Origin of the sequence: Neobacillus drentensis (assembly GCF_036962765.1) — a bacterium.
GTDB classification, from domain to species: domain Bacteria; phylum Bacillota; class Bacilli; order Bacillales; family Cytobacillaceae; genus Neobacillus; species Neobacillus drentensis_C.
The window spans coordinates 17,921-30,030 of record NZ_JBALOS010000008.1; the positions used below are offsets into that span (position 1 = coordinate 17,921).

A 12,110-nucleotide genomic window follows, 5' to 3' on the forward strand; every position below is an offset into this window, starting at 1 on the left:
ATTCGACTCCTATGGTTACAGTTGACCCCTCTATGGGTATCATCAACCGCTTCATTAGTTCTCAAACAAACTAAAAAAAGGCCAGCCAAATAAAATTTGGCTGGCCTTTAAAATCTACGCCCCAGGAGGATCGTTATACCGTGTCTCGAGGTTGACGAATTTATTGTATTCTTTTACAAAGGCTAACGAAACCGTTCCTGTTGGACCATTACGCTGCTTGGCGATGATGATTTCGATAATATTCTTATTCTCGGATTCCTTGTCGTAGTAGTCATCACGGTACAAGAAGGCAACGATATCGGCATCCTGCTCGATACTTCCTGATTCACGGATATCAGACATCATTGGTCGCTTGTCTTGACGTTGTTCCACTCCACGGGAAAGCTGGGAAAGGGCAATAACAGGGACTTTCAGCTCACGGGCTAATTGCTTTAGGGAACGTGAGATTTCTGAAACTTCCTGTTGACGGTTCTCGCCGGAACGGCCGCTTCCTAAGATTAGCTGCAAGTAATCAATGAGGATCATTCCTAAACCATGCTCTTGCTGCAAGCGACGGCATTTGGAGCGGATATCACTGATGCGCACCCCCGGAGTATCGTCGATAAATATCCCGGAACTGGAGAGACTGCCCATCGCCATGGTCAGTTTGCCCCAGTCTTCGTCGGTAAGGCTCCCAGTACGAAGCCGCTGGGCATCGATGTTTCCTTCCGAACAAAGCATACGCATGACCAGCTGTTCGGCACCCATCTCGAGACTGAAAATCGCTACATTTTCACCCGTTTTTGTAGCTACATTGGCAGCGATATTTAAGGCGAACGCGGTTTTACCCACGGAAGGACGGGCACCCACAATGATTAAATCGTTGCGCTGGAATCCCGCTGTCATTCGGTCTAGTTCAGCAAATCCAGTTGAAATCCCGGTAATGTCACCGACACGGTTATGCATTTCCTCAATATTGTCATACGTACGAACAAGCACGTCTTTGATATTATGGAAGGCACCAGCATTCTTGCGCTGGGCCACCGCCATTATATTTTTCTCGGCTTCACTTAACAGAGCCTCTACTTCATCTTCACGGGAATAGCCATCGGAAGCAATGCTTGTCGCGGTGCGTATTAATCTTCTAAGTAAAGACTTTTCTTCTACTATTCTCGCATAATACTCAATATTGGCAGCCGTCGGAACAGAAGCAGCTAATTCCCCTAAGTAACTAACACCGCCGGTATCTTCGATCAATTTGGCTGCTGATAGTTCTTCTGTTACCGTAACGAGGTCAACTGCTTTCCCATGGTCATTGAGAGTAAGCATGACGTTAAATATTTTTTGGTGGGCGGCACGATAAAAATCCTCAGGGATTAAAATCTCTGAAGCTAATACTAGGGAAGAAGGCTCTAAGAAAATAGCCCCTAAAACAGCCTGCTCAGCCTCAATATTTTGCGGTGGCATGCGATCTGCAAATAAGTCATTCATCTATCAAAAAACCTCCTATCATGAAGAGGATGATCTATTATCAAAGTTCTAAACTATCATATCATGAATTCCAAAAGAAAAAAGTGACCAGCTTAAGACCGATCACATGGCGTTGATTACTTTTTATATTCTATCATGTTCCAGAACCATTTCGCACTGGCAAATTTTTATTTTACTTCTTGAACAGAAGTACTTACCATCACAAACCTTTTTATTTTACTTCAGCAACAGAAACCGTTAACGTCGCAACCACATCGTGATGAAGTTTAACTGGGACTTTTGTGTGACCAAGCGTGCGAATTGCATCTGCTAATTCCATCTTACGTTTATCGATTTTGATGCCGTGCTTCTTTTGTAATTCTTCCGCAATTTGCTTTGTCGTAATGGAACCAAATAAGCGGCCGCCTTCACCAGCTTTAGCGGATAGTTGAACCGTGATTTGATCCAATACTTCTTTTAATTTTTTTGCTTCAGCTAATTCTTCCGCAGCTGCCTTTTCTTCCTTCTTCTTTTGGGCATCGAGTGTACTGATATTAGCGTTATTCGCTTCCTTCGCTAAACCTTGTTTAAGTAAAAAATTATGGGCATAACCGTCAGCTACATTCTTAACTTCACCCTTTTTCCCTTTACCTTTCACATCTTTTAAGAAAATTACTTTCATTCCTTTTTCACTCCTTCAAAATATTCATCAATTGCTAGCTTTAATTTACTTTCCGTTTCTGCGATCGATAAACCAGTTAGCTGTGTGGCGGCGTTCGTCAGGTGCCCTCCGCCTTTTAAGGCCTCCATGATGACTTGGACATTGATGTTTCCGAGCGACCTTGCACTGATGCCAATGACCCCTTCGCTGCGCGCTGAGATTACAAAGGAAGCCATCACACTGTCCATCGTTAACAAGGTATCAGCTGCTTGGGCAATAATTACTTGATCATTAAAATCATTTTCCGACCCTTTTGCAATAGCAATCCCATCGCGATAAAAGGTAACAGACTCAATTAACTTGGACCTCTTAATATATGTATCCACATCTTCCTTCAAAAACTTTTGAACGAGGATGGTATCTGCTCCATGTGCTCTTAGATAGGAGGCGGCATCAAACGTCCTTGAGCCTGTTCTTAGTGTAAAGCTCTTGGTATCAACGATGATTCCCGCTAAGAGGGCGGTCGCTTCAATCATTTCAATTTTACCTCGTTTTGGCTGATATTCAAGAAACTCAGTCACCAGTTCTGAGGTCGACGACGCATAAGGCTCCATGTAAACAAGGAGAGGATTGGCAATAAAATCTTCACCGCGGCGATGATGATCAATGACAACCTTATTGTCAATTTTATTAAGAAGCCGTTCTTCGATGACAAGGGATGGTTTATGCGTATCAACCACAACGAGCAAGGTTTTATCCGTAGCGATTTCAAGCGCCTCTTCTGGTCCAATAAAACGGGAAGACAATTGCTCTTGCTGGCGAATTTCCGTCATTAGCCGCCGGACCGCATTGTCGATTTCCTGCAAGTTGACAACAATATAGGCATCCTTCTGATTCATTTGCGCGACTTTATAAATTCCAATGCTAGCACCAATGGAATCCATGTCCGGATTTTTATGTCCCATGATGATCACTTTATCACTTGCTATGATTAAATCCCTTAGTGCATGTGAAATCACTCGTGCTCTAACTCTCGTGCGCTTTTCGATTGGATTCGTTTTGCCGCCATAGAACTTCACCTTGCCACTTGGCAATTTTATTGCCACTTGGTCGCCGCCTCTGCCTAAGGCTAAGTCCAAGCTTGATTGGGCTAAAACCCCCAATTCTGGCAGGGAAGTCACTCCTGTTCCGACACCAATACTTAAGGTAAACGACACATTATGCTTGGAAGTCATTTCTCTTACTTCATCAAGAATCGTAAATTTACCTTTTTCCAACTTTTGAAGAATGCCTTCACTGAACACAGCCATAAATCGTTCGGAGGAAATTCTTTTTAAAAAAATACCATTATCCTGTGCCCATTTATTTAGGATAGACGTCACCAAATTATTGATGCTGCCACGCATTTGGTCATCCATTCCCTGGGTAAGGTCATCATAATTATCTAAAAAGATAATCGATATAACAGTCCGGTCATTCTGATACATTTTCTCAATCTCTTTTTGTTCGGTTACATCGAAAAAGTATAAAAGACGTTCCTCACGTTTATGGATCACGCGGAACTTTCGTTGATGAAGGGTAATAATCTCTGTTTCAACTTCTTGTTTAATTAACGGAATCAGGGTATCTGCGACATCATAAAGTGATCTTCCCACCAAGGTATCCTGATCAAAACAAGAGGCAAGAAATGGATTTGTCCATTCAATATAATACTCATCATTTATGAGCATAATCCCGATTGGCATTTCCATCAGCGCTTCTTCGCCTACTCGTTTAACTCGGTAGGAAAGAGTCGAGATATACTCTTCCATTTCTTTTCTTTGGCGGCGATCGACCACAAACATATAGTAAATTGGGAAAAACATTAAGAACAGCCCTGCTACACTTAATATCCTATTATATAGATACAGGACAATGAGCAGTACCACTGTGACAGCAATTAACCCATAAAAAGGGTAACGAATGGACCGCTTTTCTAAAAATGCAGGCAAAATTTTCAGCTCCTAAACGGAAGTCTACTCTTGCTTTTCGAACCGCTTTCTAAAATCAAACCCAATATCAGTAATCCCTATTATCATTATTATATAATGAAAAATTGGTACCATGAAAGCAAGAATTACCACAAGCACACGAAACCCCTTTGCAACAGACCTTTGGTGGAAAAAATAAAATAAAAAGGAAAGGCCCTGCAAAACCAAAAACATTTCTAATATGTATCTCGCATTGATTAACACAGTATATAAGTAGGTTCCTTCATCCGGGTGGATGAGGATATTGGCACCTATTGCAATTAAATAGTACCATAAAAGACTTCTCGGCAGGGAAAGATTCTTTAGACTACCCCATGGCTGTACTTTTACACCAAATCGTTTGGCAATAGGAAAACAAAGCAATTGCGTAACAAAAGCAGAAAGTATGGATACCAGTATCAGAATACTTGGCGCCAACGTCTTTATCATCTTGAGCACATTGGCATTCTGTTCCTTCAATTGACTAATTTGGTCTCCCTTGCCCATTGTTTTAAGGATGTCCTCTGAATTTTTAACTGATTCATTTAATGCCACCGTTAATTCATGGATAATATCCATCTTCAAAAAAGCTACCATGACTGCATACGTAATAACTAGTCCTACCATAAAAGTAAGTGAACTAGCAATTAAAATGAAAGTACGGCTTTTGCCTTTTTGGAGCAGATAACCAATAACCACACCGACGGAACCGTAAACAAGCATGAGTCCGACACCCATTAATGAGCCTGCAATAAACGAAATAAATATGGCGGCTAAAAAGTATGCGGCAATCAATTTCAGATTGTTTTTAAAGGAAAACAAAATAAATGGCAACGGCAGGACCAGATTTAGAAATGACCCAAGGATGGGGACATAAATCGTTAATAATAATAGCGCAGCAAAGGCGGCCAAAGAAACAGCACCCTCTGTCAGCTTGCGTACATCTTTCACTACTTCACCCCTATTTATTACTAAGTTATTCTTTATTTTAATCGAGATAATCGGTTCTACACAAGTTCATGAGTATAAGAAAAAGGCAGCAGGGAGCACCCTTACTGCCTTTTACATCTATTTATTATTCACCTGCAACAAATGGAAGTAATGCCATTTGACGTGAACGTTTGATTGCAACTGTTAATTTACGTTGGTATTTAGCGCTAGTACCAGTTACACGACGTGGTAAAATCTTTCCACGCTCAGAGATAAACTTTTTAAGTAAATCCACATCTTTATAGTCAATCTTTGTGATTGCATTTGAAGTGAAGTAACATACTTTACGGCGTTTCGCGCGACCGCCTTTACGTCCTCCTGCCATGAAAATTCCCTCCTTTTTTCTTATTCAAATTATCGTTCATTTAAGGTTGTTTAGAATGGAAGGTCGTCATCGGAAATGTCAATTTGACCATTGCCAGCAAACGGATCCTCGTCCATTCTTGTAAAACCTTTATTTGCGTTTTGGTTTGGACGTTGATTCTGATTGCCGCCGCCATAAGGAGCACTTTGTGGTTCCCTAGGTGGAGCACCGAAGTAATCATTATCGTTTCTACCACCGCCACCACCAGATGCGTTTCTAGGTTCTAAGAACTGAACACTCTCTGCTTGGACTTCGGTAACATAGACACGTTTACCATCTTGTCCTTCATAGTTGCGGGTTTGAATGCGGCCATCAACACCTGCAAGGCTGCCTTTTTTCAAGAAGTTCGCCACATTTTCAGCAGGTTTACGCCAAACAACACAGTTAATAAAGTCTGCTTCACGTTCACCTGACTGACTAGAAAATGGTCTGTTAACTGCTAAAGTAAAGGTAGCAACAGGGACCCCGTTTGGTGTATAACGCAAATCAGGATCTTTTGTTAATCGGCCAACAAGTACGACACGATTCATCATCAGAATCAACTCCTTTTTGTTTGGAAAAATGTTCCACGTGAAACGTTTTTACCAAGAAATTTCTAATATATATTAAGCGTCTTCTCTAATTACTAAGTGGCGAATGATATCTTCGCTGATTTTTGCAAGACGAGAAAATTCTTGAACTGCAGCAGCTGAAGAAGTAGTTTTTACGATTTCGTAATAACCGTCACGGAAGTCATTGATTTCGTAAGCTAAACGACGCTTACCCCAATCCTTTGTTTCCGCAGTTTCCGCTCCATTTTCAAGAAGAATAGAATTAAAACGCTCAACAAGAGCCTTTTTAGCTTCATCTTCAATATTTGGGCGGATGATGTACATGATTTCGTACTTATTCATCACAGTCACCTCCTTTTGGTCTAAACGGCCCGTTTGGGCAAGGAGCAATTATTCATTACTCACAAGTTGAAATTATAGCATAGTTATTTAACAAATGCAATCTCATTCACAGGATTGAGATTTTTATATTAGGTTCTGCTATTAGATAGTGGCGATTTTTGCAAAATTTACTCCCTTTCCGCGGGCTCGCCCGTGAGCCTCCTCGGTCGTGCCTCCCTGCGGGGTCTCACCTGGCTCACGTTCCCGCAGGAGTGTCGCAAATTTTGCAAAAATCAAGTCATTATTCACCCTGTACAGTGCCCTAAATTAAAAAAGCTCTGCAATATGTGCAGAGCTCGCTATTTTAGACGTTAAAACGGAAATGGATGACATCGCCGTCTTTGACTTCGTATTCTTTTCCTTCTAGGCGGACTTTGCCAGCTTCTTTAGCGGCTGTATGACTGCCGGCAGCTAATAGATCATCATAGGAAACTGTCTCGGCACGGATAAAGCCTCGTTCGAAATCAGAGTGAATAACCCCGGCACATTGCGGAGCTTTCATTCCTTTTCTGAATGTCCAAGCCCGAACCTCTTGAACACCTGCGGTAAAGTAAGTCGCTAATCCAAGTAAATGATAGGCAGCACGGATTAATTGATCAAGACCTGATTCTTCAATCCCTAACTCCGACAAGAACATTTGCTTTTCTTCGCCTTCGAGTTCAGCAATTTCCTCTTCAATTTTCGCACAAATTACGATTACTTCTGCGTTATCGGCAGCAGCAAATTCGCGAACCTTTTGAACGTATTCATTGTCAGATGGATCGGCAATATCGTCTTCACTCACATTGGCCACATAAAGGACAGGCTTAATGGTTAAAAGATGCAGTCCTTTGACAAGTTTCATTTGCTCTTCTGTAAAATCAACCGTACGAGCAGGTTTTTCTGCTTCAAAGGCATCACGCAGCATAGAGAGGACTTCGAATTCTGCCGCAGCTTCTTTATCTTTTTGCTTGGCCAATTTTTCGACACGGCTAATCCGCTTTTCGACTGATTCCATGTCGGCAAGGATTAGCTCTAGGTTGATGACTTCAATATCATCAATCGGATCCACTTTACCCGATACATGCGTAATATTATCGTCTGCAAAACAGCGGACTACTTGGCAAATAGCGTCCACTTGACGGATGTGTGAAAGGAACTTGTTTCCTAGGCCTTCACCTTTACTTGCGCCTTTAACAATCCCAGCAATATCGGTAAATTCAAAAGCAGTTGGAACTGTCTTTTTTGGTTGGACAAGTTCGGTTAATTTTTGGAGACGGTGGTCAGGTACTTCAACGATGCCGACATTTGGGTCAATCGTACAGAAAGGGTAATTGGCTGATTCGGCCCCTGCCTGGGTAATTGCGTTAAATAAAGTAGACTTACCAACGTTCGGCAATCCTACGATACCAGCTGTTAATGCCATTTATTTCACTCCTCAAGAAATTATGATCTATTTTGAACTAAGAAATAGTTTCGGATATATAAAAAGACAAGTCTTTCACAATTATAGGCATTAATAAAAAAAAAGACAACTGCCGCTTCATAGCGGCAGTTAGTTTATTTTTTCGATATTGACTAGACAATCATATAATGTGCTGCCTAAACCATTATCGGATACACTGCTTGACGTTAGGTTATTGACAGACCCGCCAAATTGCTTCCAAATTCCTTCATCGATATTAATCGTGTTCGGATGGGAGGATGGCAGGATGGAAAGATAGCCTTTTACTTCGCCGCGGCCATTCCAGACTCTGACATAATCCCCTTTTTCTAAACCGAGCTGGTCCGCAATATTTTGGGCCGTTTCAACCTTAAGTTTCACATTCCCACCTAACAGATGATAGTTCTGCGAGTGATTGGAACGCATCGGATGAATCGTCAGCAGACTGTACGGATATTTTTCAGCCAGCTGTGGATTGGCCCATTTCGACTCCTCTGGTACTTCTAAGGTTAACGGTTCCTGACCAAACCTTGCTGTAAATTCATACTTACCGCTAGTGGTTGTAAACTTCCGATCCTCCCAAGGAATGGCTTCGACTGGCAATTCAAGAGTGTGCTTTTCCATTAACGTTTCCAGGGAGACACCCTTTTTTTCCAATGCTTGAAAGGCCATTTGCAGGAATTGCTTTCTTGTAAAATCAAAATCGTCACCAAAACCAAGCCGTTGTGCTAATTCCGTCCAGATCCATAAATCAGGCTTTGCTTCACCAGGTGCTGAGACAAGCTTCGGACCATAATTCACATAATGGTGATACATCGAAGAGTAATAAATATCCTCTTCCTCAAAGGCAGTAGTTGTCGGCAGAACATAATCAGCAAGCAACGCAGTGTCGGTCATGAATTGATCAATGACCACGAGTGTCCCTACAGAAGAGAAGGCCTTTTCAACCACTTGAGTGTCAGGCACCTGTGTTACTGGATTTCCACACGTCACGACGATCATTTGAATTTCTGGATTTTTAGCGGTTAACACTTCTTCAGCCTGTTTCATAATGGAAAACTGGCGCTGTTTCTGCCGGCGCTGTGGCAGGATTAACTCGTCAAACACAAAGCTTTGTCCCACTTGAAGGTTGGCATAATTGGCGCCGCCGCCCGCGATGCCAATATTACCGCTGCATGCGACAAGGGCATTGATCAGGCGAATCGTATTGCCGCCATTTTTATACCGTTGTAAGCCCAGCCCCATAAACGTTGATGTTGGTTTGTCCGCATACATTTGCGCTAAATGGGTGATCACTTCACAAGGGACTTCCGTCATCTCAGCTATTTCTTGTAAAGAAATGCTGGTAAGTAGTTCGACGACATCCGCAAAGCCCACGGTAAATTGCTCAATAAACACTCGGTCTTCTAACCCTAAGTGCAGCAGCTCTTTGATTATTCCCGCTGCTAATAATCCATCCATTCCAGGTTTTATCGATATATATTCATCGGCAATTTTTGCTGTGGCATTAAAGATTGGATCAATTACGAACAATTTCGCGCCGCGTTTTTTTGCCTCTAACAGTTTTTCATAAAAGTGCATGTTGGTGCGGGCAACATTTCGTCCCCAAATAATAATGTTTTTGCTGTTATAAAGATCATTAGGTGCATGGCTATAAGCATCTCCAAAATCCCACTTTTGTGCTTCAATCCCAGCACCCCAGCATAGCGAACCATAAAGTTCCGTAACCCCGCCATAACAATTGAAAAAACGCTGGTCGAGGTTTTTTAATAACCCATTATTTGCATAGTCATGGCTGTGTAAAACAGCTGTCGATCCGTATGTTTCTTTTATCGTTTTGAGCTTATCGGCAATCTCATTCAATGCCTGTTCCCAGGATATTTGCTCGAATTGGCCGTTGATTTTTTTTAAAGGATGCAACAAACGCTGCGTCGAGTTTGTTCTTGTCTCAAGCATCCGTCCCCGCCCACAAATTTTCCCTTTTGTGATTGGATGGGAGGGATCTCCTTCCACTTTTGTGACACGATCATTTTCGACAGTTACATGAAACCCGCAGCTATCCCAACAATTTAACGGACATGCTGCTTGACGTATTTGTTTTAGTGCCAAAATTCCCACCCCTAGCGTAAAACTCTAATTCTACTTTTCTACTAAGAATAATATAGTTTGCCTTTAAAAAGGTCTGTTTTCGAACGGATTGTGTTTTTCGTATTAATGTCCCAACCCGTACGTATCTAAATATCGTGGCATCTTTTTGTAAAATTCCATTGTATTTAATAGCTAAATTCGTTTTTAGTTTAGTATTAAACGCAATAAAGGTTTACAAAAAGAGCCTTTAAAAAAAGCATAAGGTTATTCCTCATGCTTCACCAAAATTTTCTTCATTTTCCTTGAAAATTCTCTCCTTGGAATGAGGACACTGTGGCCGCAGCCTTCACACTTGATGCGAACGTCCATCCCCATGCGGATGACTTTCCAGCGATTCGTTCCGCATGGATGCTGCTTCTTCATCTCAACCACATCATTTAAAGCAAATTCCTTTTCTTCCATGCAAAATCCTCCCCTTATTTAGGTTGACTAGAGCCGTACATGACCACTTTTGGATCAGGAGCCTTAATGCCATTTTCGTCTAACTGAAGCTTAATATCTCTGCGAATCATCCGCGAAACGCCCGCCTGCTTCATAGGATGTGTTTCTGCGACAACCCGTAGAACGATCTCTGTCGCGCCCATGGTTTGAATCCCTAATAACTCAGGTGGCTTCACTAACTCTTCGTACTGAGCTGGCATAAACTGAATCGCATCCTCAATTACCTTTTCAGCCTTCGCAATGTCTTCACCATAGGCGATGGCAATATCGACAACAGCGATACTATTATTAATGGAGAAGTTAGTGATCTCGATGATACTGCCATTTGGTAAAATATGCAGTTCCCCGGTCCAGCTTTTAATTTTTGTCGTTCTTAACCCTATTGCTTCGACATTCCCTTCAAATTGTCCTATGCGAACATGGTCCCCAACGGAAAATTGATCTTCAAAAATGATAAAAAAGCCACTAATTACATCTTTCACTAAACTTTGCGCTCCAAAACCAACGGCTAAACCAACAACCCCTGCTCCGGCGATTAGAGCTTTTACATCAATTCCTAATACAGAAAGAATCATCATAAAGGCAATAAAATACACCACATATGAAAGGATATTATCAAGTAGCTTCGAAAGTGTTTCTTCTCGCCGTTCTGACGTACTAAGCGGAGAGAGGTTTCGAATTTTAAAAATGTTATGGATCATCAATTTCCCAATTCGGATCAGGATATTGGTAATGATTAAGATCGCAATAATTTTTAAGAGGGCTTCGCCCAAATTCAACCACGTATCTTCATTTTGAAATTTATCAAGTAATTTTTGCATTCCCTTTTGTGTAAGAGTCATTCCAGACACCATCCTCTAAAACCTTTTTGCCATTTCTATTTTAGCAATTATTCTACGCAGTGAATAGCATAATGAATTTTCCTTTTTTACCCGCTTCATGTATAGATTTACTGAATTTTCCGTATACTAATAAGACTATTAGTGTTAGGGAGTGACTTAATGAATCTGAAGAGCAGTTTTTTTGACAGGAGGGCTAAGACACGGATCAGCCATGATGAATTACATGCAGCTGAACATCTTGCTGAAGAGTTACTGGCTAGTATTCCTCAGGTAACAAGCCGCCCGATTGTCTTTGTGTGTATTGGTACCGATCGCTCCACAGGAGATTCATTAGGGCCGCTCGTCGGGACACTGCTGGAAGAAAAGGGCCTGCGGTCGTTCTATGTCTACGGGACACTAGATGAACCGATTCATGCGGTTAATCTTGCAGTTAAATTAAAGGAAATCCAAGCAAAACATGATGACCCCTATATCATTGGCATCGATGCCTGCTTGGGAAGGGTTAAAAATGTCGGAGTCATTCAAGTTGGGAATGGTCCTGTTAAGCCCGGGGCAGGCGTAAACAAGGAGCTGCCAGCGGTCGGAGATATACATATCACTGGCATCGTCAATGTCAGCGGGTTTATGGAGTTTTTTGTTTTACAAAACACCCGCTTAAATCTTGTGATGAGAATGGCCAAAACCATTGCCAATGGAATCTACCAGGCAAGCCTGCTCTATCCTAAGCAAAATTGGACAGAATTAAATTTAAATTGGCTGGAAGAAGAAAAGACAAATTAAAAGAGCAAACGGGATGAGACCGGATGCTCTTTTTTGCTAGCTTTATTGAAGGCTATTTTCGCATTGATTGT

The 12,110-nt window shown here is 41.7% G+C and carries 12 protein-coding genes; 1 reads left to right on the plus strand and 11 read right to left on the minus strand.

What is annotated here, in order from left to right:
• Positions 1-114: 114 nt before the first annotated feature.
• The 11 genes from dnaB to V7137_RS02000 form a co-directional block, all read right to left on the minus strand.
• The gene (dnaB, locus tag V7137_RS01950; protein ID WP_335696514.1) at positions 115-1,470 is read right to left on the minus strand and encodes a replicative DNA helicase; all 1,356 of its coding nucleotides are present in this window, start codon (positions 1,468-1,470) and stop codon (positions 115-117) included.
• A 211-nt stretch (positions 1,471-1,681) separates the two neighbouring features.
• Positions 1,682-2,131, minus strand: coding sequence for a 50S ribosomal protein L9 (rplI, locus tag V7137_RS01955; RefSeq protein ID WP_218346892.1), 450 nt, complete (start codon positions 2,129-2,131; stop codon positions 1,682-1,684).
• A complete protein-coding gene (locus V7137_RS01960) occupies positions 2,128-4,101 on the minus strand; it encodes a DHH family phosphoesterase (protein ID WP_335696515.1) in 1,974 nt (657 codons plus the stop codon). Before V7137_RS01960 ends, rplI begins: the two co-directional genes overlap by 4 nt.
• Positions 4,102-4,125: 24 nt before the next feature.
• Positions 4,126-5,070, minus strand: coding sequence for a YybS family protein (locus V7137_RS01965; RefSeq protein ID WP_335696516.1), 945 nt, complete (start codon positions 5,068-5,070; stop codon positions 4,126-4,128).
• A gap of 124 nt (positions 5,071-5,194) precedes the next feature.
• On the minus strand, positions 5,195-5,434 hold the full coding sequence (gene rpsR, locus V7137_RS01970) for a 30S ribosomal protein S18 (protein ID WP_218346889.1): 240 nt from the start codon (positions 5,432-5,434) through the stop codon (positions 5,195-5,197).
• A gap of 50 nt (positions 5,435-5,484) precedes the next feature.
• Positions 5,485-6,006 carry a single-stranded DNA-binding protein gene (ssb, locus tag V7137_RS01975; protein WP_335696517.1) on the minus strand — a complete coding sequence of 174 codons (522 nt, stop codon included), beginning with the start codon at positions 6,004-6,006 and terminating at the stop codon, positions 5,485-5,487.
• A gap of 72 nt (positions 6,007-6,078) precedes the next feature.
• Positions 6,079-6,366 carry a 30S ribosomal protein S6 gene (rpsF, locus tag V7137_RS01980; RefSeq protein ID WP_218346887.1) on the minus strand — a complete coding sequence of 96 codons (288 nt, stop codon included), beginning with the start codon at positions 6,364-6,366 and terminating at the stop codon, positions 6,079-6,081.
• 343 nt (positions 6,367-6,709) lie between these two features.
• Entirely contained in the window at positions 6,710-7,810 is a 1,101-nt protein-coding gene (ychF, locus tag V7137_RS01985) for a redox-regulated ATPase YchF (protein ID WP_218346886.1), read from the minus strand.
• A gap of 129 nt (positions 7,811-7,939) precedes the next feature.
• Positions 7,940-9,937: a molybdopterin-dependent oxidoreductase gene (locus V7137_RS01990; RefSeq protein ID WP_335696518.1), complete on the minus strand. Its 1,998-nt coding sequence runs from the start codon at positions 9,935-9,937 to the stop codon at positions 7,940-7,942.
• A 243-nt stretch (positions 9,938-10,180) separates the two neighbouring features.
• Positions 10,181-10,378, minus strand: a complete 198-nt coding sequence (locus V7137_RS01995; protein WP_026568062.1) for a DUF951 domain-containing protein — start codon at positions 10,376-10,378, stop codon at positions 10,181-10,183.
• Positions 10,379-10,392: 14 nt separating this feature from the next.
• Positions 10,393-11,259, minus strand: coding sequence for a mechanosensitive ion channel family protein (locus tag V7137_RS02000; protein WP_335696519.1), 867 nt, complete (start codon positions 11,257-11,259; stop codon positions 10,393-10,395).
• 159 nt (positions 11,260-11,418) lie between these two features.
• Here V7137_RS02000 and yyaC point away from each other — a divergent pair, with 159 nt between their 5' ends.
• The gene (gene yyaC, locus V7137_RS02005; protein ID WP_335696520.1) at positions 11,419-12,039 is read left to right on the plus strand and encodes a spore protease YyaC; all 621 of its coding nucleotides are present in this window, start codon (positions 11,419-11,421) and stop codon (positions 12,037-12,039) included.
• Positions 12,040-12,110 lie beyond the last annotated feature (71 nt).